This window comes from Sphingomonas sp. NPDC092440 (assembly GCF_044754985.1).
Lineage (GTDB): Bacteria > Pseudomonadota > Alphaproteobacteria > Sphingomonadales > Sphingomonadaceae > Sphingomonas.
This window is the reverse complement of sequence record NZ_JBIVQA010000003.1, coordinates 204,481-228,294: the sequence shown is the minus strand read 5'-3', so window position 1 is coordinate 228,294 and position 23,814 is coordinate 204,481. Positions and strand designations below refer to the sequence as shown.

The following is a 23,814-nucleotide window of genomic DNA, read 5'->3' as shown; positions in this document are numbered from 1 at the left end:
TTACAGGCGCCGATAAGCGGGACCCCGGCTCAGGGCCGGGGTGACGAATGCTTTGGGTTTCCGCGTCCCCTTTTCGAAATGACGGCGGCCAAGAAGATGGGAGCAACCCCATGACCGACACCAACACGCTCAACAAGCAGGCGAGCGCCAACGCCCCGATCAATGACACCCGCAAGGCGGAACTGCTGTCTAAGCAGGTCAAGCACATCGACATCACGTCGTTCGATGCGCGCCCGATCGTCGACGCGATGGCGGACATGAGCTTCACCAGCCGCGACCTTGGCCGCGCCACCAAGATCTACAACGAGATGCTGGCCGACAAGGACTGCACCGTCGTCCTGGTGATCGCGGGCTCGACCTCGGCCGGCGGCTGCATGGACCTCTATGCCGAGCTGGTACGCAACAACATGGTCGACGTGATCGTCGCCACCGGCGCCACCATCGTCGACATGGATTTCTTCGAGGGCCTGGGCCACAAGCATTATCAGGCGCTCGAGATCCCCGACGACGACACGCTGCGCTCGCTCTACATCGACCGCATCTACGACACCTATATCGACGAGGAGCAGCTCCAGGACTGCGACCACACGATCAACGTGATCGCGGAATCGCTCGAGCCCAAGCCCTATTCGTCGCGCGCGTTCATCCGCGAGATGGGCAAGTATCTCGTCGAGCATGGCAAGAAGGACAACAGCCTGGTCAAGCTCGCCTATGAGCATGACGTGCCGATCTTCTGCCCGGCCTTCGTCGACTCGTCGGCCGGCTTCGGCCTGGTGAAGCACCAGGTGGACGCCGCCAAGGAAGGCCGCCCCTATATGGTGCTCGACGCCATCGCCGACTTCCGCGAGCTGACCGAGATCAAGATCCAGGCGGGCACCACCGGCCTGCTGATGATCGGCGGCGGCGTGCCGAAGAACTTCATCCAGGACACCGTCGTCTGCGCCGAGATCCTCGGCCATGAGGACGTCGAGGTGCACAAATACGCCGTGCAGATCACCGTCGCCGACGTGCGTGACGGCGCCTGCTCGTCCTCGACTCTCCAGGAGGCCGCCTCGTGGGGCAAGGTCAACACCGGCATCGAGCAGATGGTGTTCGCGGAAGCGGGCTCGGTCATGCCGCTGCTGGCGTCGGACGCCTATCACCGCGGTCACTGGCGCGAGCGCGTCAAGCGCGGCTGGGCGAAGCTGTTCGCCTGATCCTTCGGGCGATCGGAACGGAAAACAGGGCGGCCGGGACATCCCCGGCCGCCCTTTTCCTTTGCGCTCAACGCACGAAGAAGGCGGTGCGCGCGACGCCCGCATTGTTGGTCGGCCCCATCCAGGCGCGGACCTCGATTTCGTAGAGGCCGGGCGCCATGGCCGGGATGCTCGCGCCGAAACTGGCCGAAACGGCGTCGAACTGCAGCTTGTACGGGCCGGCGGGGGCACCGTTGACGGCGACATGGGCCTCGACCTCGGCATCGCTCGCCCGCCACGGGCCGCTCTCCGAGAGCGCGCAGCCGCACAACATCGTCACGCCGGCGCGCAACCGCACGGTCTCGCCCCGCTTTACCCACTGATAGGCCACAGGATCGGCGATATCGACGATCAGCCCGGGCAGCTCGATCAGCCAGCCATCCCCGGCGGTCAAATGATGCCCGGGCAGGATCCATTGCGTGCTGGTCGCAGTCGTCGTCGCCTGGGGCTGGCTCAGCGGACCGGTTACCTGCACCGTCACCCTGCGCGGGCGGTCGATGTCCAGCCGGGCCCGGAAGACGGCGGAATCCGCATCGGACTTCCTGGCACCCCGCTCCCCCGCCATGATCCGCTGGGTATCGCCCGTCGTGCCCGACGTCGTGCCTCTTGCGAGCGTCTCGCCGGTATCGGCATCGGTCATGACGATCCTGACGGGCGCGGCATAGCCGCCGAGGAACTTGGCGCCGCGCGCGATCACGCGGACGTCCACATCGGTCGGATCGGCCATCGCCGGCTGGGCCAGGAGAACGGCCGCGTACATCGCGAGGCCTGGGAGTGAACGCATCGTCATGCTCCTTGAAGAAGAAGGATTGAATCGCATCAGTTGGCGGCGGATGGAGACGCCAGATCGCTGACGATCGCCTTGATGCGCGCATTGCCCGGATCGAGCGTCAAGGCACGCGCATAGCTCGCGCGCGCCGCCTCGATCCGTCCCGCCGCGCGATAAGCTTCGCCAAGGCTGTCCTGCGCGTTCGAGGAACCGGGAAACCGCTGGACGTTCCATTCGAACGGAGTCAGCGCGGCTTCGGCGTCGAGGATCTGCATGGCGTCATAGCCGACGCGATTGACGACGGCCTCGACCACCTCCGGCGGTGCCGCCGCGTCCAGGGAGGCGATCGCCTGGCGCCAGCGCCCGGAAGCGAGGCCGCGAAACAGCATCTCCTCCTGAAGCTCGGCCGCGCGCGCGGCGCCGGGCATCACCAGATCGGCCAGCAACGTCACGAGCCGGTGCCGGTCGAAGGTCGAGCGGCCGCCATTGTCGAAATAGATCACGGTCGCGCAATCGTCCGGATCCGCCGTCCGGAAGAAGTGCCGCCAGACCAGCCGGACGTCGCCGCCATGCCCGACGATGGTGACGTCGCCGTGCCGGTAATATTCCCAGCCATGGCTGTGCCAGGCCGCCGCGCCGCCGGGCATCGGAAAGGGCACCCAGGACGCGCGCAGCACCCCAAGCGGCAGCAGGTCGCCGCGCAGCAGCGCCTGGCTCCACCGCACCATGTCCGCCATCGTCGTGAAGACGCCCGAGGAGCCGAAGCTATAGGCCGGCATCACGGGCAGCACGAACCGTGCCGGCGGCCGATCGCGTCCAGGGACGGGCCGATAGCTCGATACCAGGCCGGGCAGCTGCACCGCGGCGTCCGGATAGCCGGTGTGATAGCCGGTGCGTCGCATCCCGGCGGCCCGGAACTGGCGGGCCGCCAGCGTGGTGAGCGGGGTGCCGGTCGCCTGCTCCAGCGCCAGGCGCGCGAACAGCATGTTGGTCTGGTTATAGTCGTTGCGAGTTCCCACCGCGAAGCGCAGCGGCTTGCCGCGGATCGCGGCCAGCGCCTGTTCCTCGGTCGGCGCGACGAAATCCGGGATATAGTCCGGCAAGCCCGAGACATGGGCGAGCGCCTGCGCCAGGGTAATCCCGCGCCAGGCATCGGGCAGCCCGTCGCGGATCCGGGCGAGCGGCATCGACAGGTCGAGCGCACCGTGCCCGGCGGCCTTCAGCAGCTCGACGATGAGGAACAGCTTGGACACGGAGAAGATGGGATAGACGGATCGAGCCGTGATCCGCGTGCCGGTATCGCGATCCGCCAGTCCCGCGTGGCGAAGATGGACGAGCTTGCCGCGCCGCAGCACCGCCACGGAATAGCCGACCGTGCCATAGCCCGATGCCGTGGCATCGAGCAGATCGTCCAGCCGCGCCGCCACCGACGCGCCAGCGAACGCGCCCGCCGCCGGCACCGGGAGCGCCGACGCCGCCATCCCCGCCAGGCCGAGACCCAGGACGCGGCGCCGGTCGGGCAGGAAAGGGTCATTCTCTGTCAGCATTTGGCGATTCCCTTGCGTGATGCGTGTCGATCGGGAATCGGCTATCCTCTCCGGTCGAAAGGGCCGAATGACATCTCGTGACCTGATCTGACATCGGGCAACCGGACCGGCATGGGCATTTCTTTGTGGTGGACGATGTGATGCTTCGCTTCGACGATTTCCGCCTGGATCCTGCCGCGTTGCAGCTATTCCGGGGAGATGACCGGCTCGATGCGCCGCCCCAGGCGGTGGAAGTCCTGGGCTATCTGATCGACAATCGCGGGCGGACCGTCAGCCGGCAGGAACTGCTCGATCGGTTCTGGCCCCGGGCCGGCACGGGTGGCGACGCTTCGCTCAACACCTGCATCCGCCGCATTCGGGCATTGCTCGGCGACGAGGCCGATGCGCCGCGGCACATCCAGACGCGGCCACGATCGGGCTATCGCTTCATCGGCACGGTGCACGCCGCACCGGCGGCCGGGGCGCCCCGCCGCTCGCGCCGCCTCGCCATGGCGGGCGGCCTGCTCGCCACGCTCGCCGTCAGCGGCGCCGTCTGGGCGCAGGGCGCCGTCTTCCGGCCCCAGCACCGTATTGCCATCGAGCGGGTCCAGGGCCTGTGCGAATATGTGCTCTTCCCGAAGTTCGACGCGGGCCTGCGCGAAAGCTTCGTGGCCGAGGTCAGCAACACCCTGCCCAAGGGCTATAGCATCGCCGCGCCGGGCAGCGGCGACGGCGCCGATCTCCTCGCCCGCATCAGCGTGCGGCAGACCCCGCGACAGACGGTAGTGGTGGTCAATCTCGTCGATCGCGGCGGCGGGCGCCTCCTGTGGTCGGGGCAGTTCGTCGGGGCGACGGACACCAACGACTATCTCCCCCTGCAGCGCGCATTGGCGCAGCACATGGCGCGTGGGCTTCGCAAGGCCCTGGCCGAACACGCCTGAGGCGCATCCCGCCGCCCGGGAGGAACCGCGCGCCACCCTCCGCCCCCGGGCTCCGTCGCTGCAACATGCCGGCATCAATCCGGATGCAGTGCACCGGTTGACGCAGCAGTGAGAGATGAATGCCCCGTCTGACCGAAGCGACGGCCGCCAAGCGGCGCATGCACATATTGGACGCGACCGCCCACTGCCTGTTCGAGCGCGGGCTGCTCGCCACTTCGATCGATGATGTCTGCACCCGGGCGGGAATCAGCAAGGGCGCCTTCTACAGCCATTTCCCGAGCCGCGACGCGCTGATCCACGCCGTGACGGACATGCTCGCCGCCGAACTCGGCCCGATCGACGACAGCAGCATCGCCGCGCTGGCCGACTCGCTGTTCGCTCACCAGATCGCCCCTGCCCTCTCCCCGGCCCATGCCCGGTTCGGCATCGAGATCACTGCCGCCAGCACGGGCGATCCTGGCCTGCGCGAGCGCAACTCCACCAATCTCGAGCGGCTGCGCCACGCAGTGGAAGCCGCAGCCCGCAGCCTGATCGCGGCCGGCAAGGCACGCGCCGATGCCGATGCGGCGGCGACAGGCTGGCTGGTCCAGGCGCATGTGATGGGCGTGCTCTGCCGCAACGCGGTCTGGCCGGCGCAGGACGAGGCCGCGTTGCGCCGCTCGACGCACCTGCTCCTCGAAAGCCTGCTCGCCCCGGTTTAGTTGCATTTGCGAACCGATTGGGCCAGCCTCCCGGCTTCACAGCTATGGGAGGGGCTGCAATGCATAGTCAAATCCTGGCGCCGGTGGTGGTGCTTGTCGCCTGGACGCTCGTCATGCTGGTCTGGACGATCGTCACGCGCGTTCCCGCGATGAAGGCGGCCGGCATCGACATGGGCAAGCTGGTCGGCAGCAAGGGCACCGATGCCGACAAGGTGCTGCCGCCCGCGGTCCAGTGGAAGGCGCACAACTACAACCATCTCCACGAGCAGCCCACGCTGTTCTACGCGATCGCGCTGACGCTCGCCCTGCTCGGCCAGGGCGACGGCCCCAATCTGTGGCTCGCCTGGGCCTATGTCCTCCTGCGCATCGGGCACAGCCTGGTGCAGGCGACCTTCAACAAGGTCTCGGTCCGCTTCCTGTTCTTCCTGCTCTCCACCCTGGCGCTGGTGGCGCTGACGGCGAGCGCGGGGATGGCGATTATGCTCAACCGCTAGGCCTAGAATCCTCCCCCGAAGGGGGAGGATTTGAGGACTATCCGAACAGCCGGTTCAAACTCCGCTCCAGCATCAGCAGCTGCCACAGGGTGCGGCCATGCTCCGCCCGCCCCGCCTTGTGGTCGGCGGCCAGCTTCTCGATCGCATGCAGGTCGAACCACCCGGTGCTGGCGAGCAGCCGCGAGCGGCCCAGCGCGGCCGCCTCCTCCGCCAGCGCCTTGCGGAACCAGGCGCTGATCGGCGTCACGAAGCCCATTTTCGGCCGGTAGAGCACGTCCTTGGGCAGATAGGGCTCCAGCGCCTTCTTCATCAGCCACTTGCCTTGCCCCGCCCGGATCCGCAGCGACGGGGGCAGCGTCGCCATGAACTGGACCAGCCGATAGTCGAGCAGCGGCTCGCGCGCCTCCAGGCTCACTGCCATGCTCGCGCGGTCGACCTTGGTGAGGATGTCGCCCGGCAGCCAGTGCCGGATATCGGCATATTGGGCCCGGTCCAGCCCGTCGCGCGCCGGAGCCTGGCGCATCGTGTCGATATAGCGCTGCTCGGCCGTGTGCCCGGCCAGCGCCTTGCGCATCGCATCCGAATAGAGCGCCTGGCGCAACGCCGGCCCGGTGACGCCCACCGCCTTCGGATAGGCGAACTCGCCCCCCTCGGCCAGCGCCAGCAACGTGGTCTTGGCGCGGAACGGGCGCGGCGCCCAGTCCGCCTTGGGATAGAGCCGGCCGAGCGTGCCGAACACGCGCTCGCGCAGCCCCTGCGGCAAGAGCGCCCGCGCGCGCTCCTCGGCGGCGAAGAACCGGTAGCGGCGATAGCCGGCCAGCGCCTCGTCCGCGCCGTCGCCCGACAGCGCCACCGTCACGCTCTCGCGCGCCAGCTGGCACACCCGGTAGGTCGGCAGCGCCGAGGCATCGGCAAAGGGCTCGTCGAACGCGCCCACCAGCGTGTCGATCAGCGCGAAATCGTCCGCCGCCACCTTGCGCGTCCGATGCGCGGTGGCGAAACGCTCGGCGACCATCCGCGCATAGGCGGTCTCGTCATGATCCGCCTCGTCGAAGCCGATCGTGCAGGTCTTCACCGCCGCCTTGCTCGCCTCGGCCATCAGCGCGACCACGGCCGAGCTGTCGACGCCGCCCGACAGGAACGCGCCGAGCGGCACATCGGCGATCATCCGCGCGCGCACCGCGCTCCGCATCAGGTCGATCAGCTCGGCCTCGAGGTCGCGCAGCTTGCCGCTCGCGCGCTGCGAGAAGTCGATGTCCCACCAGCGCTGCGGCTGCGGCACCGGCTTGCCGCGCTCGATCAGCAGGAAATGCCCCGCCGGCAGCTTGCGCACGCCCGCCAGGATCGAGGCATCGTCGGGCACATAGCCGAGCCCCAGATAGTCCTCGACTGCCTTGAAGTCCGGCGTGCGCCGGAACAGCGGATGCGCCAGCAGCCCCTTCAGCTCGGAGGCAAAGGCCAGGGCCCCGTCCGACAGCTCGGCATAATGGAGCGGCTTCACGCCGAACCGGTCGCGCGCCAGGAACAGGCTCTGCGCCCCGGCGTCATAGAGCGCGAAGGCGAACATGCCGTTCAGCCGGTCGAGCATCCTGGGCCCCCAGGCCCGCCAGCCGTGCAGCAGCACCTCGGTATCGCTGTCGGTGGCGAAGCGGGCGCCCTTGGCCTCCAGTTCGGCGCGCACTTCCTGGAAATTGTAGATCTCGCCATTATAGGTGACGACCACGCCCTGGTCGGGCGTGGCCATCGGCTGGATGCCCCCCTCGAGGTCGATGATCGCCAGGCGCCGATGGCCCAGCCCCACGCCCGCGCTGGTCCACACGCCCGAGCCGTCCGGCCCGCGATGAACCAGCGCATCGGTCATCTGCACGATCCGCGCGGGGTCCACCGGCTTGGCCAGCGCGGGATAGTAAAGGCCGGCGATGCCGCACATTCAGCGAAGATTCCTCATATGCCCGGGCTTAGCCCGCCTCCCTTACTTCGTCATCCCCGCCTTCGCGGGGATGACGGAAAGAGGGAAGTCAGCGCACCCCCGTCATGCGATCGGCGAGGTTCTCGACGGGACCAAGCGCGCCCAGGAAATCCTGGATCGCCGCATGGGCGCCATTGTCGCTCCCCTGCTCGGCCGAGAGCAGCACCGCCACGCCCGCCTGGCTGCCGCCGAGCAGCTTGGTCTTCAGCGTCTCCAGCTTCACGCGCTTGTCGCTGCCGGTCAGGACGCCGCCGATCCGGTACCAGGTGACCACCTCGCGCTCGACGCGGCCGGGGCCGGTCATGCGCAGCGCCGCGCCGCGGCGGATGGGGCCCAGGTCCTCGATCTTCACCCAGCGGTCATTCTCGCGGATCGCGCCGATGCCGAATCCGACCAGCTCGCGCCCCTCGTGCTGCGTGGCATAGACCGCCACCGCCAGATCGACGCTGCGTCCCGTCGCATCGGCATAGCGGCCGATCAGGAAATGGTCCGCGCCCGGGAAATTGGGCGACCAGGCCGCGCGGATGCTCGAGGGCGCGCGGTGCCAGCCGGGAACCTCCGGCAGCGCCACTCGTGCCGGCACGGGCGCCGCGCGCGCGTCGTTGAGGCTCGACCAGCCGAGGAACAGGCTCGCCACCAGCAGCACCAGCAGCCCCGCGACCGGCGCATCCACCCGGCGCGCCGGCACCGCCCGCAGCGCCGCGGGATCGAACCAGCGCGCATCGGGATCGCGATCGAACCATTTCCAGCCGATCGCCAGCACCGCGGCCATCACCAGCGCGAAGAACACCCAGCCATAGATGATATGGTCGAACCCCGTCGCCGCCTCCACCGAGGTCCACCAGGCGGCATAGATCGTCCCGAAGGCGCGCAGGCCGTTGGCGAGGATCGGCACCACGATCGCCGCGACCAGGAACGCCGCGCGCCGCCGCCACGAGACGTAGCAGACATTGGCCACCAGCACGCCGAACGCGATCATCGCGATCACGAACTTGGCGCCCGAACAGGCCTCGGCCACTTCGAAATAGCCGTTGGAGGTGGTGATCAGCACGCCGTCCACGCTGGCGGGCACGCCGAACAGATGCAGCATCGGCATCACCATCGCGATGGTGATGTCCTGCAGCGGCCCCTCGAGGAAATCGCCAAAGGGCACGAGGAACGCCATGTAGCAGAGCGGGAAGAGCAGCGCCCGGGTGACGTTCGGCCCCAGCACGGTCACCACCGCGCCCTGCAGCATCAGCGCCAGCCCGGCATGGCGGAACAGCGCCACGCCGGCGGCGTCGCCCACCATCCAGCCGAACCCGCCGGCCGCGACGATCACCAGGCCGGGCCACCAGCCCTGGGGCGCCACCTCGCTCAGTTCCGCACGGCGCTGCCACACCAGCCAGGCGATCACGGGCGCGATGAACAGGCAATGGCCGAAGGTAGTGTTGGTCCAGTAGATCGTCGCCAGGTCCGCGGTGTCGCGGTGGAAGATCGCCAGCAGCGCGAGCCACACGCCCGCCAGGATCGCGGCATGCCGCTTCCAGCGCGCGTCGAAAGTGACGGCGGCCCGCACCTCGCTACCGGCGTCTACGCCCGAAGGAATCGATATCTCGGCCAAACAAGATCTCCCGTCATCCCCGCGCAGGCGGGGATCCAGAGCCAAGCAGGACGTCGCTCGATACCCTGGATCCCCGCCTGCGCGGGGATGACGAAGAAATAAGCGAGAATGACGAAGAAAAGAGAAACACCGCGCGTGAAATCACGCCGCCCGCCGCGGCTTCTTCGGCACGTCCGTGATGCGGGAGACGCGCTCTTCCTTGGCAGGGCGCAGCGGCTGGCCGAGCACTTCGTCGAGCGGGCTCAACCGCGCTTCCCAGCTGTAGCGGTCGATCACGCGCTGCCGCGCCGCCTCGCCCAGCTCGGTCGCCTTGCGGCGGCTGGAGAGCAGCCGGGTGACGTGCTCCGCCATCTCCCCCACGGTCGCGCCGACCAGGATCGTGCCGCCATGGTCGATGCCCGTCGCGGCCGCCTCGGACGCCACCACCGGCCGCGCCATCGCCATGCCCTCGAGCACCTTGTTCTGGATGCCGCGCGCCAGCTTGAGCGGCGCGACCACCACCGCGGCCTGGGCCAGCCAGCCGCGCACGTCGGGCACCTCGCCGATCACCGCCACGCCCGGATGCTTGCCCAGCGCCTTCACCGCATCGGTCGGGTTGCGGCCGACGATGATGAAGCGCGCGTCGGGATGGACCAGGCGGATGTGCGGCAGGATCGTCTCGACGAACCAGGTCACCCCCTCGATATTCGGGCGATAGTCCATCTGGCCGGTGAAGACGATCGTCGATCCCATCACGTCGACGCGCTTGAAATGCGCCGAGGGATCGAAGAACTCGGTGTCGATGCCGTTCTCGATCACGTGCACCCGGTCGGCGCCGGTGCGCTGGCGGAACAGCTCCGCCTCCGCCTCGCTCACGAACAGGTTCGCATCGGCGCGCGCCGCGATCGCCTTTTCGTGCGCGAGCAGCAGCCGCGCCTCGCGGCCGAGCATCCAACCCATCGGGCCCTTGCTGCTCTTGGCATAGGCGGCGAACTTGGCCGAATCCATGTCGACAAAGTCCATGATCACGCGCTGGCGCGGCCGGGGCGGGAGATATTGCGCCATCTGGCTCGAAAAGACGTAGATCGTGTCGATCCGGTGGCGCTCGAGGATGTTCTCCACCGCCTGGCGCAGCGCGTCGTTGTCGAACGCGGTGAGCGACACCGGCCGATGCTGGACCATCGCCTGGAATCCCGCCACCAGTTGCGACTTGGCGCGCCACACGATCGAGCGGTTGCCGGTATATTTGGTCAGCCCGCCCTTCTGCTTCAGGTCGGCGGGATCGTCGGCGAAGGCGATCAGGTGGACGCGCTTCTTCGTCGAGAGATATTTCAGGATGTTGAAGCCGCGGATCTTGTCCCCCCGGTCGGGCGGATAGGGCACGCGGTGCGCAAGGAAGAGTATGTCGCCCATCAGCCAAGGCCCTTCGCGATCAGGGGACCCGCGCGATTGGCGATCCACAAGGGGAGCTTGCTCCAGACGCGCACCTGGAGCGAATATTTCGGGTTCACCGGGCTCGCGTCGCGCGCCTTGGCGCCCTCGGCCACCCGCTCGTAATAGGTCAGCGGCTGCGGATCGAAGCCCCAATTCTTCTTGAACGCCGCGGCCCCCGTGCCGGTCTTGGAGCGGCCGAAGTCGAAACGCGTGCAGCCGCGGGCGCGGGCATGGCGCATCAGCTCGAAATACATGCGATCATTGGCGCGCAGCGCGCGCGCGTCCCGGGTGCCGCCTCCCCAATAGGGATACACCGTGCCGTTCCAGTAAAGGCTCAAGACGCTCGACACTGCCACCCCGCCGTGGCGGACTATAAGCACGTCCGCCGAATTGCCAAATTCGCGTAAAACCTCGGAAAACAGAGTCCGGGGAAATACGGGCGTGCCGAGATTGCGGACCGACTCGGCATAGACGGCATAATGGGCTGCGATGTCGGCGGGGTTACAGCCGGTCGCGATGTTCAGGTCGTTCTCCAGTGCCTTGCGCACCTCGGCGCGCTGCTTGCGCGGGATGGCGGCCAGCAGCGCCGCATCGTCTTCCGCCAGCGAACGCACGAAGCCAAGATAGCGGGTGTCGTCCACCTGCCATTCCGGCCCGGGCAGCGGGCCGCCGCGCACTTCCACCACCGGGCATTTCCGCTCGACGGCGAGCGCCCAGGCCGCCTCGGCCAGCTGCGAAACGACACGCGCGTCGTGGGTCAATATGCCGCCGCCCACGCCGAACCCGGCCGAGGCCAGCACGTTGCCGAACAGCGGCGAGCGGACCTCGGTGAGCGGCATCACGCCGGCCAGGTCGCCCCGGGCATTCTCGGCGACCAGATAATGGCTCCGCTGCCCGCAGCCCCGCGCCACCGCGACGCTCCAGGCCGGCAGATGGAAGGGCGTGCCCTCCGGATGATCGTGCACGAACGCTCCGATCCGCGCCCGCTCGATCGCGTCGCCGAGATTCGCGACGCGCAGCGCGACGGGCTGGTTGCGCAGGGGAGCGTTCACGTCGCCGTCTCCGTCTCCAGGCGCGCCGCCTCGCGCGCCGCGACTTCGTCCATCCGCCCCCAGGCATGCCCCGCGATCAGCGTCTCGAGCTTGCCCGCCATCGCGCCCAGCCGGCTGTAATGGCGCAGCTTCGACTTGAACGGCGCATCCTGCACGCGCGGCTGCCCCCGATCGATCTCCCAGGGATGGAAATAGAAGATCGCCGGACGCGCCGCGTCGTTCGCCGCCCGCACCGCGCGATAAGTCACTTCGCCCGGCAGCAGGCGGAAGAAGCCGCCGCCGGTGGTCACTTCGCGGCCGAAGAAATTCGCCAGGGTGATCGGGATCTCGATCAGCCCGGCGCCCGGCACCGGCCGGAAGGCCTCGCGCGGCGCATCGTGCCAGCCATAATGGTCATGCTTCACCGGCGCGACGCTTGAGGAATAGGCATAGCCCGCCTCGGCCAGCACCTCGTGCGCCCAGGGCGTGCGGCGATCGATCGAGAAGCTCGGCGCGCGATAGCCGGTCACCCGGGTTCCGCTCGCATCCTCCAGCGCCGCCCGCGCGGTGGCGAGATCGGCGCGGAACTGCTCCGGCCCCATGGTGAAGACGCGCTGATGGTCCCAGCCATGGCTGGCGACTTCGTGCCCCGCATCGGCGATGCGGCGGATCAGCGCGGGATAGCGCTCCGCCACCCAGCCGAGCGTGAAGAAGGTCGCCTTCACGCCGCCCGCTTCGAACAGGGCCAGCACCTTGTCGGTGTTCGCCTCGACCCGGTGCTCGAGCGAATCCCAATCGTCGCGCCGGATCGTGTTCTCGAAGGCACCGACCTGGAACCAGTCCTCGACATCGACCGAGAGGGCGTTGACCACCATGCGGATCAGGCCGCGTTCCCGCGGATGGCGGAAAGGTCGGGGCGGCGCCCCTGCCCTTCGCCCTGCTCCACCCAGTCGACCAGCAGCCCCAGCACGCGGCGCAGCGCCTCGTCCTGGTCGCGCACCTGGCTCTCCAGCTCGGTGATGCGGCGTTGCAGCGCCGGATCGTTCGCGGGCGCTACGGCCTCGGGGCGCAGCGGCACCGGATCGGCGGGGTGCGGCGGCGGCACCGGCGCGCCCATCGGCATCGGCGCCACGTCGGTCAGTTCATAGGGCTCCGGCTGCCGTGCCGGCGCGGGCATGGGCGCGGGTGCCGATACAGGCGCAAACCCGGGCGCCGGTGCCTGAACCGGTGCCTGTACCGGCGCCGGTGCCGGCGTCGCCACCGGCGCGGGCCGATAGCCCGAGACCGGCGTGTCGTCGTTCAGGTCCGCGATCACCGCGGCCAGCTCCTGCGCGCCGAACGTCTCCATCTCCTCGACCGCGCCGAACAGCAGCACGCGGCTGGCGAGCTGGTTGATGCGGCGCGGGCTGCCGCCCGACCAGCGATGGATCGCCGCCACCGCATCGTTGGTGAAGCGCGGCTTGCCCCGCCAGCCGACGCAGGAGAGGCGGTGGATCAGATAGGGCTCGACTTCGTCCGCCTGCATCGGATCGAGATGGTGCATTGCGATCACGCGCTGGCGCAATTGTTCGAGACGGGGATCGCTCAGCTTGAGACGGAATTCGGGCTGGCCGAGCAGGAAGATCTGCAGCAGCGGATAGCCGCCCGCCTGGAAGTTGGAGAGCATGCGCAGCTCCTCCAGGCTCTCGATCGGCAGCGACTGCGCCTCGTCGACCACCACCAGCGTGCGCCGGCCGGTGCGTGCGACGGCATGCAGCCCGCGCTCGATCTCGCCCAGCATCTCGGCCTTGTTCAGGCCGGAGCTGTCGATCCCCAGCCCCTGGCAGACCAGCCGCAACAGGTCCTCGGGGCGGAGCTGGGTCGACACGATCTTGATCACGTTCAGCCGCTCGCGGTCGATCTCGCCGAGCAGATGGCCCATCAGCGTGGTCTTGCCCACGCCGGGATCGCCGGTGATCACGACGAAGCCCTCGCCCTGGCTCAGGCCATAGCCGAGATAGGCCATGGCCTTGCGGTGCGTGGCCGTGTCGAACCAGAATTTCGGATCCGGGGTCAGCTGGAAGGGCCGGCCGCTCAATCCGTAATGGTCGTCGTACATCTGTTTCGTCCCGACGCTTAGAAACCGTAACGCAATCCCACCAACGCCTGCGCGCTGGCCGAGCTCTGGCCCTCCCGCTCGAAGCCGAACACGCCCGCGGAAAGGGTCGCGCCCAGCCGCCCGAAGCGATGGGTATAGGCCGTATTCGCTCCCCAACCGTAAATGCCGTCATTCCCCGGGATGTCGCTGTTGTAATAGCTGCCGAGGATGCTGCCCTGAAGCGCCCCGTTCGGGCCGACATCGGTGGAAGCGAAGAGCTGGGCGTAGATGCTGGTGTCGCTGGTGCCGTTGGTGGTGAAGGCGGTGCCGCCCGCCGGCGCGATGAAGTCGCGCCGCGCCCAGCCGCCGCCGATGCCGAAGCGGGTGCCCCCGCGACCGGCCACCGCCACCGCGGTCACGCCGCGCGCGCGATAGGCCGAAGTCGCCGCCGAGGCGAAGACCCCGTTCATGCAGCCGCCCGCCGCCGCGCCCGTGGTGCCGTAGATGCAGCCCGAAAACTGGTTGCCGAACGGATCGGTGGTGCTGGCCAGCGCGGTCGGCAGCGTTGCGAGCTGGCCGTTCAGCTGCTGGCCGAAGGTCTGGACCGTGTCGTAGACGCCGATCTGGATGCCGCTGCCCGGGCTCGCCTGATAGCTGAGCGAGCCGGTATAGCTCATCGATCCGTAGCGCCGGCCGACCCGCGCCTCGAGGAAGGTGCGCCGGCTGGGCTTCCAGATCACGCCCGCATCCCAGAACACGCCGTCCAGGTCATAGGCGATGCGGCGCGGCGAGTTGGGATCGGTCTTGAAGCGGCCCGCCCCGTCGACCACCGGGTTGCCGGCGGTGTCGCGCAGCGGATCGCGCTGGGTGATCTTGATCTGCTCATAGCCGACGCCGCCGGCCACCGCGAGGCCCTGCGCCACCGGCAGCACCACGTCGCCGCGACCATATTTGCCTTCGAAGCGCTGGTCGAGCTGGCCGGCATCCTCGCGCGTGTAGGATCCGCTGGCGGTGATGCCGACGGGCAGCACCGTGCCCGATTTCACACCGACGCTGGCGGTGGCGACATGCACCTTCGAATCGTCGTAATTGTCGAGCCGGGGCTGGCCCGGCGCCACGCCGGTCTGCCCGGGCGCCTCGACCTTGGTATAGCCGAAGCGATAGGCGCCGTTGACGAACATCGGCCCCAGATGCGTCGCCACGTTCGGCCCGATATAGCCCGAGAAGACCTGGGCCGAATTGCTGAAATTGCCGACATTGCTGGTCTGCACGTCGCCGCGGATGTCCGATCGGGTGCGGGTCGCGATGCCGCCCGCCTCGATCGAGAAGCCCGGTGCCACCTTCGCCTTCACGGTCGCCAGGCCGCTATGCGTGTGATCGTTGTTCAGCTTGTTCTGATAGTCGAACCGGCGCTCGTAGCGATAGCTCACCTGCACCTCGACCCGGCGCGACTGGACCGACGCGTCGATCCCCGCCCCGATCGTCGAATAGGTCAGCACGTCGCCGCCGTTGAGATCGGCCGCGACCACCTGGCTCGCATCGATATACGGCGTGATGCGCGCGCGCTGCGCACTGGCCGGAGTGACGGCCATGGCGGCGGCAAACGCCGCGCCCGTGACGATGAGCCGCTTCACCGGCTTTCCTCCCCATATTCGTAATAGCTGCCGAACCGCCGCCCGCCCGGCTGGAACGACACGGAATTGAGCACGAGCTGGATATGCTCGCAGCCATCGAGCGTGTTCACCGCGGCGCGCAGGTCCCCTTCGCTGGTCCTGTCGGCGCGCACGACGAGCATCACCTGCCCCACGTGCAATGCCAGCACCGATGCCGGCGAAGCGGCCAGCGCGGGCGGCGAATCGAAGATCACGATGCGGCGCGGATTGGCCTGGGCCAGCCCGTCGAGCAGCGCGCGGGCACGGTCGCTCGCCAGCAGCTCGGTGTCGCTGATCGAGCGCGCGCCGGCCGGCAGCACCGAAAGCTGCGGCACGTCGGTGTCGATGATGCACTCCTCGACGCTCGCCACCGAACCCGCCAGCACGTCAAGCAGGCCGGGGCCGGACGGCAGGCCCAGGCGGGGCAGCAGGTCGGGCTTGGGGAAATCGGCATCGACCAGCAGCACCTCGACGTCCTTCTCCGTCGCCATCGAGAGCGCAAGGTTGATCGCACAGAAGGTCTTGCCATCGCTCGGCTGGGCCGAGCAGACGAGGATCATGCGGGCGCGGTCGGCGGCCTTGGCGGTATCCTTGGCGGCGACGGCGCGGGCAGTGAGCAGCAGCTGGCGCTTCACCATGCGGAATTCCTCGGCCAGCGGCGTGATCGCCGCGCCGGGCATCAGCATCCCGCCCTGTTCCAGCACTTCGCGGTCGAGCGGCGCCGTGCGGCGGCCGGCCGGGCGCGCCGTGGCGATCTGCGGCTCGGGCTCGGCGGGGATGCCGCGCGCGAGCGCCGGCTGCACCGGTTCCGGTTCCGGAGCGGGCTCCGGCTCCGGCACGACGATGGGTTCGGGCACCTGCTGCACCGGGGCCGGCTCGGGCTGCGGCGGCGCGAGTGCCGGCTCGACCTGCACTTCGGGCGGCGGCACCGGGGCCTGCGGTACCAGCGGCGGGATCACCATCGCGGGTTGCGCCACCGGCGCCGCGGCGCGCTTGCGCACCGGCGGCGGCGTTGGCGCTTCCTCGGGCGGCTCGACCGGCGGGGGCGCATAATGGAACGAGGGCGCCGCCCGTTCGAGCAGCGACCCCTTGAGCCGGCGGGGAGTCTGGTCGTTCATCTCAGGCTCCCATGCCGCGCTGGAGGAATTCGACGCCGATCAGCCCGACATAGGCGAAGCACAAGGCGGCCAGCCCGCCGGCGAACAACACCAGCTTTCTGCGGCGCATCGCGGTCTGCGCCGCGGTCACCACTTCGCCGATCGAGCCGATCACCGGCATGCCGCTCGCCTTTTCGAGCTTGGCGGCGGTCGGGAAGGTCGTGGTCAGCTTGCCCAGCGCGAAGGCGGCGGCCAGCCCGGCGCCCAGTCCGGCGATCAGCACGCCGGTGAGCAGCAGCGGCCGGTTGGGCGAGCTTGGCGCGCGCGGCTGGGTCGGCGGATCGACCACGTTGAACTTGTCGGCATCGGCGACATTCTGCGCCTGGCTCGCGATCTTCATCTGCTCGCGCTGGGCGAGCAGCGTGTCATACTGGCCCTTGAGCACCTGATATTGGCGCTCGATCTCGCCCTGTTCGGCGGCCACGCCCGGCGCTTCGGCCATCTTGGCCTGGAGCAGGTTGAGGTCGCCCTCGATCTGCGCCTTGCGCTGGATCAGCGCGGCGACGGTCGCCTGCTTGTCCGCCCGCATCGATTGCAGGCCGATATAGACCGGGTTGGAGGCGCCGGCCGATGCGCCGCTCACCACCGGCTCGCGCGCCGCCGCGCTCTGCGCCGCGGCAAGCTGGTTCTTCAGCGCGATCACATCGGGATGGCTGTCGGTATAGCCCTTGGCCCGTGCATCGGCGAGCTGGCCCTGGATCGCCGTGAGCCGCGCCCGCGCCGGACCGGTCACCGCGCCGCCACCGGCGCCGGCGATATTGGCCGGGGTGCTCGCCATCTGGGCGTTGACGACGTTGAGACTCGATTGCGCCGCCGCCAGGTCCGACTGGATCTGGGCGAGCTGGGTGCGCGCGGCGGAAACGCGATCGTCGATCGATCCGGTGCCGGGCAGCGAGCCGAGATAGCGGTTCTGGAAGTCCGCCCGCTTCGCCTCGGCATCGGCGAGCTGCTTCTGCCGCGCATCGAGCTGCTGGTCCATGAAGTCGAGCGACTGGCTCGACTGGTCGCGATTGTCCGACAGATTCGCCTCGACGAAGATGTCGATCAGCTTCTGGGTGATCTGGCGGGCAAGCTTGCCGCTCGGTGCGGTGACCGCGATCTCGAACAGATTGTCCTGCTGCGCGGTCAGCTTGATCGCCTTCTGGAGGCCGGCCACCCGGTCCGCCACGTCGCGGTCGGTCGCGACGGTACGGGCCAGGTCGGTGCCGCGCACGACTTTCTCCAGGTTGACCGCCGCAGTGAGGGTCTGGCGGATGCGGTCGAGGTCCTTCTGCTGGTTGAGGGCCGCCGTCCCGTCGGTGGGGATGATCTGGCGCAGCTGCACGAAGATGCGCGCGCGCGATTCATAGTTGTTGGGCATCTGCGACACCACCAGCCAGCCCGCCAGGCAAATGCCCCAGGCCACCGCCAGCGCCACCCAGCGCCGCTGCCAGATCGCGTGCAGTGCGCCGCGCAGCTCGTCGTAGAGGCTCCCCACCCGCGCTACCTCAGAACATGCTCGTGGGGATGATGATCACGTCGCCCGGCTCGAGCTTGACGTTCGCCTTGATGTCGCCATTCTTCAGCAGATCGCCCAGGCGCACCTTGTATTCGGTCTGCTTGCCGGTCTGCCGGTCGTAGCGCACCAGCCGCGCGCGGTTGCCCGCGGCGAACTCGCTCAGGCCGCCCACCGCGATCATCGCGTCGAGCAGGGTCATGTTGGCGCGGTACGGGATCGAGGCCGGCTTCTCGGTCGCGCCGACGACGCGGACCTGCTGGCTGTACGTCCCGTTGAAATTCTCGACGATCACCGAGACGATCGGATCCTTGATATACTCGCTCAGCGCGAATTTCAGGTCGTCCGCCAGCATCGCCGGGGTCTTGCCCACCGCCGGCATGTCGCTGATCAGCGGCACGGTGATGCGGCCGTCGGGGCGCACCTGCACCTTCGCCGACAGCTCGGGATTGCGCCACACGAAGATCTGAAGCTGGTCCATCGGGCCGATGACATATTCATCGCTCGGCACTTCGCGCTGCGTCACCGCCGCCGCGGGCGGCAGCTCCGGACGGCCACCGCCGCCCCCGCATCCCGCCAGCAGCGCCGCCGCCGCGCCGAGAGCCAGAAATGTCCTGCCGAAACCGATGAAACGCATGCCGAGCTCCTTTCCCGGCGGGCAGGCGCGCCGCCGACGTCTCGGCAGCAACCCGCACAGGATCACGCTCAGCTATGGAGGCGAGAGGTAAATATCGGGTTAGGCCTTGCGGACCGTTCGTCGCTCTATCCCGATGGGACACGCGATCCCGGCGTGGGACATGTCGAACGCGAGGGAATGGGCGCCGATGGCCCGCCCGGATCGATGGGCGATTGCTTCACCAACTCGTCCTCCCGCTTGCTTTCGTCACCCCCGCCTGCGCGGGGATGACGGTTGAAGGGATGGCGGGGATGACGCTGGAGAATATGAGTCCCCAACCTAGCGTTGGAACCAATCCCGCAAACCCGCGTTCAGGCACGGATTGTGTTGCGTTCGCGCAACAATGCGCAACTCCATTTTTCCCCGCGCCAAACTTTCCTTTGTACCAATTCCTAGTGAGTTGATAGAGATTTTGCTCACCATAAGAAAAGGTGGGCCCTCCATGCGTTTCCGTTCCTCGTCGCTCCTCGCCATCGCCACCACCCTGGCGTTTGCCGTGCCGCCTGCCTTCGCGCAGGACACCGCCGAGCCGCAGGCCGATCAGGGCCCGGCGTCCGAAGACACCCAGATCATCGTCACCGGCACGCGCGCCCAGGGCCGCTCGCGGCTCGACACTGCCTCGCCGGTCGACGTGCTGAGCGGCACCGCGCTGCGCAACCAGGGCACCACCGAGCTCGGCGCCGCGCTTGCCGCCATCGCCCCCTCGATCGACTTCCCGCGCCCCTCGGCCGTGGACGGCACGGACGCGATCCGCCCGGCCACGCTGCGCGGCCTCTCCCCGGACCAGACGCTCGTCCTGATCAACGGCGTGCGCGCGAACGCCTCGGCGCTGCTGAACATCAACGGCTCGGTCGGCCGCGGTTCGGCAGCCGTCGATCTCAACACCATTCCCGCCACCGCGCTCGAGCGGATCGAAGTGCTGCGCGACGGCGCTTCGGCCCAATATGGCTCGGACGCCATCGCCGGCGTGATCAACGTCCGCCTGCGCGAGGCGCGCTCGGGCGGCGGCGCCACCGCCACCTATGGCTTCTATGCCACCGACATCGACACGGCGCGCGGCAGCCGCTCGATCACCGGCGAGCCTGCCTTCACTGCCTCGGCCTGGCAGGGCATCGGCTTTGGCGAGGACGGCTATGTCACGCTCTCCGGCGAGTATCTGAACCGCGAGGCGACCAACCGCGCCGATTTCGATCCGCGCGTCACGCCCAGCCGCGTCACCGGCCGCTTCGGCGATCCCGCGGTCGAGCAATATACCGGCTATATCAACGCCGGCACCGGCATCGGCGACAATTTCAAGCTCTATGGCTGGTTCGGCTATCAGGACCGCGACAGCCGCAGCGCCGCCTTCCCGCGCCTGCCCAGCGCCGCCGGCGCCGTCTCGGGCATCTACCCGAACGGCTTCCTGCCGATCATCAACACCAAATCGACCAACGCGAACGGCGCACTCGGCATCAAGGGCGATCTTGCCGGCTGGGACGTCGACCTCAACGTCGCATATGGTCGCAACAAGATCGCCTATTACACGCGCAATTCGGCGAACTATGCCTATGGCAACGCCTCGCCCACCAGCTTCTACGACGGCGCGCTGATCTACGACCAGTGGGTCGCGGGGCTCGACGTGTCGCGCAAGTTCGACGTGTTCCAGTCGCTGAACGTCGCCTTCGGCATCGAGGGGCGCCGCGAGGGCTTCAAGATCACGCCGGGCGAGCCGGCTTCCTGGAATTATCCCACCACGGGCGCCGTGCCCGGCCAGGCGCCGGGCGCGCAGGGCTTTGGCGGCTTCTCCCCGCTCAACGCCATCGAGCGCAGCCGCAAGAATGTCTCGGGCTATATCGATCTCGAAGCCCAGATCACCGACAAGCTGCTGATCGGCCTGGCCGGCCGCGGCGAGCATTATACCGATTTCGGCGACACGGCGACCGGCAAGGTCTCGCTGCGCTATGATTTCGCGCCCTGGTTCGCGCTGCGCGGCACTGCCTCGACCGGCTTCCGCGCGCCGAGCCTGCAGCAGCAATATTTCACTTCGATCGCCTCGGTGGTCCAGAACGGATCGCCGGTCCTCACCGGCACCTTCCCCTCGGTCAGCGCCGTCGGCGCGGCGCTGGGCGGCCTGCCGCTCGAGCCCGAGCGCTCGACCAACCTCTCGGTCGGCACGGTGATCCGCTCGGGCGGGTTCGACCTGACGATCGACGCCTATCAGATCCGCCTGCGCAACCAGCTCGCGCTGTCGGAGAATATCCAGGCGAGTTTCAGCCCCCAGGTCGCGGCGCTGCTCGCCAGCACCAACACCGGCGCCCAGGCCGCGCGCTTCTTCATCAACGGCCTGCGCTCGCGCGTCCGCGGCATCGACGCGGTGGCGCATTACCGCCTGCCCACGGATGCCGCCGGCACCTTCGACTTCACGATCGCGGGCAACCTCAACCAGACCAAGGTCGACCGCAGCAGCATCCCCACCTCGACCGGCACGATCAACCCCGCCCCGATCCTCTTCGCCCGCAGCCGCATCCTGACGATCGAGCAGGGCACGCCGGGCCAGAAGGTGACGGGCTCGATCGACTGGTCGCTGGACAAGCTCGCGATCACCGCGCGGGCGAGCTATTATGGCGACGTCAACCAGCCCGGCACCACCCCGGCGGCGGACATCCATAGCGGCCGCCACACCATCACCGATCTGGAATTGCGTTATCAGGCACTTAAGGGCGCACAGTTCGCACTCGGCGTGAACAATCTGTTCGACGTCTATCCGGACTACACCATCGCCGCGAACAACAGCACCGGCGTGGTCGGCTTCCCCTATTACTCGCCCTTCGGCTTTGGCGGGCGCTATGTCTATGCGCGGCTCGGCCTGAGCTGGTAGCTTTGTTGGGGAGCGGTCTTCGGGCTGCTCCCCGGTCTCCGGAGTGGCGGAGCCGGCGCATTGACGCATGGTCCAGGGAGCCTATTTTCCGGCCATGCTGCACGATCTCCCCGTGGGCAGGGCGCTGCGCCGCTTCCGCATCCTCAACGGAATCAAGCAGGGTCATGTCGCCGAGCACCTGGCCGTTACCCAGGCCAGCGTGTCGCGCTGGGAAAGCGGCGCGCACGCGCCCGAGGCTGCAATGCGCGAGCGCATCCTGGCGATGATCGCCGCCAATGCCGGCAACGACGCGGACGTCGCGCTGAAACGCCTCGTCGAGTCTTCGAGCGCGCCGGTGCATCTCGTATGCGACGCCACCCATCGCCTGCTCGCCGCCTCGCCCAGCCGGACGAAAGCCTGGGCGGACAGCGCCGACAGTTTTCTGAACCGCTCGCTCTGGAGCTTTGCCAGCCCGGAGATCGTCGCCGCCGAAGCGGGGCTCGCCGATCGCGGCTGGTATGATCGCCCGTTTCAGCGGCTGGAATTCCACACCGGCCATAATGGCAGCGCCGTGATCGCGGTGCTGCCCGGCATGATGCGCTGGGAGACGGTGCCGCTCGCCGACGGCCGGATCGGCCGCATCACCACCACCATCGCATCCTGCCCTTAGGTTGGGAACCCAAACAAATATCTGATCTTTCACCGTTATCCCGGCCTTGCGCCGGGATCCCGCTTCTTCCCGCGCTGGCGAGATAGCGGGACCCCGGCGCAAGGCCGGGGTGACAGAGGAAGAATATGGGTCCCCGACCCAGGATCATGACCCAATCAGCAAACCGCGTCATCCCCACTTTCACGGGGATGACGATAGATGGAATGGGACGCCGCATCCCGGCCCCCCGTATAATCTATTCGTGGCCATCGCCGGCGCCTGCTCCTAGCAGGGCGGCATGCGCACGCCCTGGCCCCGAATCATCACGCTCTGGCTGGTCGGAATCCTCGCTGCCGCGCAGCTCGCCAAGATCTCCGCCATCGCGCCGATCCTGCGCGAGAGCTTCCATTTGTCGCTACCCCAGATCGCGCTGCTGATCTCGCTGCTCGAAGTGGGCGGCGCGCTGTTCGGCTTCATTGCCGGCCTTGGCCTCGCCCGCTTCGGCATGCGCGCCTTCCTGCTGCTCGGGAGTGCGACGCTCGCCGGCACCAGCCTGGTCGAGGCGATTGCCCCAGACCCGGCCATTCTGTTCGCCGCTCGCGCAGTGGAGGGCATCGGCTATCTCCTGATGGTGATCGTCGCGCCCACCGCCATCGCAGCGCTCGCCACCGACCGGAGCCGCGGCCGCGCGCTCGCCCTGTGGAGCACCTTCGTGCCCGTCGGCCTCGCATTGGGCAGCGCGGTCACCGCGTCGCTGGTCACGCTGGCGGGCCCGCGCGGCGTGATGCTGGTCTGGGCGGTCGCGCTGGCCGCGATTACGGCGCTGCTCACGCGCTTCCCGCTCCCCGGCGCCAGCGGCCGGCGGATCACCCTCCCGGCCCCGGCCGCCTGGATCTCCACCTTCGCCTTCGGCCTCTACACCCTGTTCGTCTGCGCCCTGCTCATGCTGCTGCCGAGCTTCCTGGTCGAGCGCAGCGGCGCCCCGATCGAGCAGGTCGGGCTGGTCACCGCGCTGGCCTCGCTTGCCGCCCTGCCCGGCTCCGCCGCCGCCATGTGGCTGATGCGGGGCGGCGCGCTGGGCCGTGGCCGGATGATGCTGGTCTCGACGCTGGCCCTGCTCGCCACCCTGCCCCTGGTCTTCTGGCTCTATCAGGGTACCGGAGCGAGCCTGGCCGAAAGCGGCGCCATCGCCATCGGGGCCACGCTCATCAGCGGCCTCGTCCCGCCGCTGATGTTCGCGCGCCTGCCCGCCCAGTCCGGCGCCACCACGCCCGACGATCCCCGGATCGCGGCGGCGAACGGCCTTATCACCCAGTTCGGCGCAGGCGGCGCGCTGTTCGGCCCGCCGCTCGCCGGCATGGTCGTCGCCACCTGGGGCTGGCCGGCGCTCGGCATCGCCCTGATCGCGCTGGTACTGGCGATGCTCGCCTGCCTGCTGTTCGCCGAAAGCCTCTGACGCGGTTTGACAACCCCCGGCCCAGGCCCCATTCTTCCCGCATGATGCTTCGCGCACCCACGCTGCGATACCGCATTCACGCGGGACAGTCCCTGGCAGGCAACTAGCCCCGGGTTCTCCTCAGGCATGTCCCG

General features: G+C 68.6%; 19 protein-coding genes. 7 read left to right on the top strand and 12 right to left on the bottom strand.

The window, feature by feature from the left end:
• The first annotated feature begins 110 nt into the window (after positions 1-110).
• A complete protein-coding gene (locus ACIQCS_RS06415) occupies positions 111-1,196 on the top strand; it encodes a 1,9-bis(guanidino)-5-aza-nonane synthase (protein ID WP_345851198.1) in 1,086 nt (361 codons plus the stop codon).
• A gap of 67 nt (positions 1,197-1,263) precedes the next feature.
• On the opposite strand, the gene ACIQCS_RS06410 is transcribed toward ACIQCS_RS06415, so the two are convergent.
• On the bottom strand, positions 1,264-2,019 hold the full coding sequence (locus ACIQCS_RS06410) for a hypothetical protein (protein ID WP_345851196.1): 756 nt from the start codon (positions 2,017-2,019) through the stop codon (positions 1,264-1,266).
• 35 nt (positions 2,020-2,054) lie between these two features.
• Positions 2,055-3,551 carry a serine hydrolase gene (locus ACIQCS_RS06405; protein WP_345851195.1) on the bottom strand — a complete coding sequence of 499 codons (1,497 nt, stop codon included), beginning with the start codon at positions 3,549-3,551 and terminating at the stop codon, positions 2,055-2,057.
• 140 nt (positions 3,552-3,691) lie between these two features.
• Between ACIQCS_RS06405 and ACIQCS_RS06400 the strand changes: the two genes are divergently transcribed.
• The 3 genes from ACIQCS_RS06400 to ACIQCS_RS06390 all read left to right on the top strand — a co-directional run bounded on the left by ACIQCS_RS06400 (position 3,692) and on the right by ACIQCS_RS06390 (position 5,666).
• Complete coding sequence (locus ACIQCS_RS06400) at positions 3,692-4,471, top strand: winged helix-turn-helix domain-containing protein (RefSeq protein WP_345851193.1); 780 nt, start codon at positions 3,692-3,694, stop codon at positions 4,469-4,471.
• Between the two features lie 119 nt (positions 4,472-4,590).
• Entirely contained in the window at positions 4,591-5,172 is a 582-nt protein-coding gene (locus tag ACIQCS_RS06395) for a TetR/AcrR family transcriptional regulator (protein WP_345851191.1), read from the top strand.
• A 59-nt stretch (positions 5,173-5,231) separates the two neighbouring features.
• Positions 5,232-5,666: an MAPEG family protein gene (locus ACIQCS_RS06390; protein WP_345851190.1), complete on the top strand. Its 435-nt coding sequence runs from the start codon at positions 5,232-5,234 to the stop codon at positions 5,664-5,666.
• Positions 5,667-5,703: 37 nt separating this feature from the next.
• Here ACIQCS_RS06390 and ACIQCS_RS06385 read toward each other — a convergent pair whose 3' ends face one another.
• From ACIQCS_RS06385 to ACIQCS_RS06340, 10 genes are all read right to left on the bottom strand, one after another.
• Entirely contained in the window at positions 5,704-7,596 is a 1,893-nt protein-coding gene (locus ACIQCS_RS06385; protein ID WP_345851189.1) for an XrtA/PEP-CTERM system amidotransferase, read from the bottom strand.
• Positions 7,597-7,684: 88 nt separating this feature from the next.
• A complete protein-coding gene (gene xrtA, locus ACIQCS_RS06380) occupies positions 7,685-9,238 on the bottom strand; it encodes an exosortase A (RefSeq protein WP_345851188.1) in 1,554 nt (517 codons plus the stop codon).
• A gap of 141 nt (positions 9,239-9,379) precedes the next feature.
• Complete coding sequence (locus ACIQCS_RS06375) at positions 9,380-10,630, bottom strand: TIGR03087 family PEP-CTERM/XrtA system glycosyltransferase (RefSeq protein ID WP_345851187.1); 1,251 nt, start codon at positions 10,628-10,630, stop codon at positions 9,380-9,382.
• On the bottom strand, positions 10,630-11,703 hold the full coding sequence (locus ACIQCS_RS06370; RefSeq protein WP_345851186.1) for a FemAB family XrtA/PEP-CTERM system-associated protein: 1,074 nt from the start codon (positions 11,701-11,703) through the stop codon (positions 10,630-10,632). The genes ACIQCS_RS06375 and ACIQCS_RS06370 overlap by 1 nt, the downstream gene beginning before the upstream one ends.
• Positions 11,700-12,554 carry an XrtA system polysaccharide deacetylase gene (locus ACIQCS_RS06365; protein ID WP_345852083.1) on the bottom strand — a complete coding sequence of 285 codons (855 nt, stop codon included), beginning with the start codon at positions 12,552-12,554 and terminating at the stop codon, positions 11,700-11,702. Before ACIQCS_RS06365 ends, ACIQCS_RS06370 begins: the two co-directional genes overlap by 4 nt.
• 8 nt (positions 12,555-12,562) lie before the next feature.
• Positions 12,563-13,780, bottom strand: a complete 1,218-nt coding sequence (locus tag ACIQCS_RS06360; protein ID WP_345851185.1) for an AAA family ATPase — start codon at positions 13,778-13,780, stop codon at positions 12,563-12,565.
• A 17-nt stretch (positions 13,781-13,797) separates the two neighbouring features.
• On the bottom strand, positions 13,798-15,393 hold the full coding sequence (locus ACIQCS_RS06355; protein WP_345851184.1) for a hypothetical protein: 1,596 nt from the start codon (positions 15,391-15,393) through the stop codon (positions 13,798-13,800).
• Positions 15,390-16,529: an AAA family ATPase gene (locus ACIQCS_RS06350; RefSeq protein ID WP_345851183.1), complete on the bottom strand. Its 1,140-nt coding sequence runs from the start codon at positions 16,527-16,529 to the stop codon at positions 15,390-15,392. Before ACIQCS_RS06350 ends, ACIQCS_RS06355 begins: the two co-directional genes overlap by 4 nt.
• Before the next feature lies 1 nt (position 16,530).
• Positions 16,531-18,045: an XrtA system polysaccharide chain length determinant gene (locus ACIQCS_RS06345; RefSeq protein WP_345851182.1), complete on the bottom strand. Its 1,515-nt coding sequence runs from the start codon at positions 18,043-18,045 to the stop codon at positions 16,531-16,533.
• 10 nt (positions 18,046-18,055) lie between these two features.
• Positions 18,056-18,700 (bottom strand): XrtA/PEP-CTERM system exopolysaccharide export protein, encoded by a 645-nt coding sequence (locus ACIQCS_RS06340; protein ID WP_345851180.1) that lies wholly within the window; start codon positions 18,698-18,700, stop codon positions 18,056-18,058.
• A gap of 481 nt (positions 18,701-19,181) precedes the next feature.
• Between ACIQCS_RS06340 and ACIQCS_RS06335 the strand changes: the two genes are divergently transcribed.
• The 3 genes from ACIQCS_RS06335 to ACIQCS_RS06325 all read left to right on the top strand — a co-directional run bounded on the left by ACIQCS_RS06335 (position 19,182) and on the right by ACIQCS_RS06325 (position 23,680).
• Positions 19,182-21,596, top strand: a complete 2,415-nt coding sequence (locus ACIQCS_RS06335) for a TonB-dependent receptor (protein WP_345851179.1) — start codon at positions 19,182-19,184, stop codon at positions 21,594-21,596.
• Positions 21,597-21,690: 94 nt separating this feature from the next.
• Positions 21,691-22,245 carry a helix-turn-helix transcriptional regulator gene (locus ACIQCS_RS06330; protein ID WP_345851178.1) on the top strand — a complete coding sequence of 185 codons (555 nt, stop codon included), beginning with the start codon at positions 21,691-21,693 and terminating at the stop codon, positions 22,243-22,245.
• Between the two features lie 277 nt (positions 22,246-22,522).
• Positions 22,523-23,680 (top strand): MFS transporter, encoded by a 1,158-nt coding sequence (locus ACIQCS_RS06325; protein WP_345851177.1) that lies wholly within the window; start codon positions 22,523-22,525, stop codon positions 23,678-23,680.
• Positions 23,681-23,814 lie beyond the last annotated feature (134 nt).

Bases quoted from the DNA above. Each gene is read 5' to 3' on its own strand.
- ACIQCS_RS06415 (WP_345851198.1), top strand. From the start codon at position 111: ATGACCGACACCAACACGCTCAACAAGCAGGCGAGCGCCAACGCCCCG.
- ACIQCS_RS06410 (WP_345851196.1), bottom strand. From the start codon at position 2,019: ATGCGTTCACTCCCAGGCCTCGCGATGTACGCGGCCGTTCTCCTGGCC.
- ACIQCS_RS06405 (WP_345851195.1), bottom strand. From the start codon at position 3,551: ATGCTGACAGAGAATGACCCTTTCCTGCCCGACCGGCGCCGCGTCCTG.
- ACIQCS_RS06400 (WP_345851193.1), top strand. From the start codon at position 3,692: ATGCTTCGCTTCGACGATTTCCGCCTGGATCCTGCCGCGTTGCAGCTA.
- ACIQCS_RS06395 (WP_345851191.1), top strand. From the start codon at position 4,591: ATGCCCCGTCTGACCGAAGCGACGGCCGCCAAGCGGCGCATGCACATA.
- ACIQCS_RS06390 (WP_345851190.1), top strand. From the start codon at position 5,232: ATGCATAGTCAAATCCTGGCGCCGGTGGTGGTGCTTGTCGCCTGGACG.
- ACIQCS_RS06385 (WP_345851189.1), bottom strand. From the start codon at position 7,596: ATGTGCGGCATCGCCGGCCTTTACTATCCCGCGCTGGCCAAGCCGGTG.
- ACIQCS_RS06375 (WP_345851187.1), bottom strand. From the start codon at position 10,630: ATGGGCGACATACTCTTCCTTGCGCACCGCGTGCCCTATCCGCCCGAC.
- ACIQCS_RS06360 (WP_345851185.1), bottom strand. From the start codon at position 13,780: ATGTACGACGACCATTACGGATTGAGCGGCCGGCCCTTCCAGCTGACC.
- ACIQCS_RS06350 (WP_345851183.1), bottom strand. From the start codon at position 16,529: ATGAACGACCAGACTCCCCGCCGGCTCAAGGGGTCGCTGCTCGAACGG.
- ACIQCS_RS06340 (WP_345851180.1), bottom strand. From the start codon at position 18,700: ATGCGTTTCATCGGTTTCGGCAGGACATTTCTGGCTCTCGGCGCGGCG.
- ACIQCS_RS06335 (WP_345851179.1), top strand. From the start codon at position 19,182: ATGCGTTTCCGTTCCTCGTCGCTCCTCGCCATCGCCACCACCCTGGCG.
- ACIQCS_RS06330 (WP_345851178.1), top strand. From the start codon at position 21,691: ATGCTGCACGATCTCCCCGTGGGCAGGGCGCTGCGCCGCTTCCGCATC.
- ACIQCS_RS06325 (WP_345851177.1), top strand. From the start codon at position 22,523: ATGCGCACGCCCTGGCCCCGAATCATCACGCTCTGGCTGGTCGGAATC.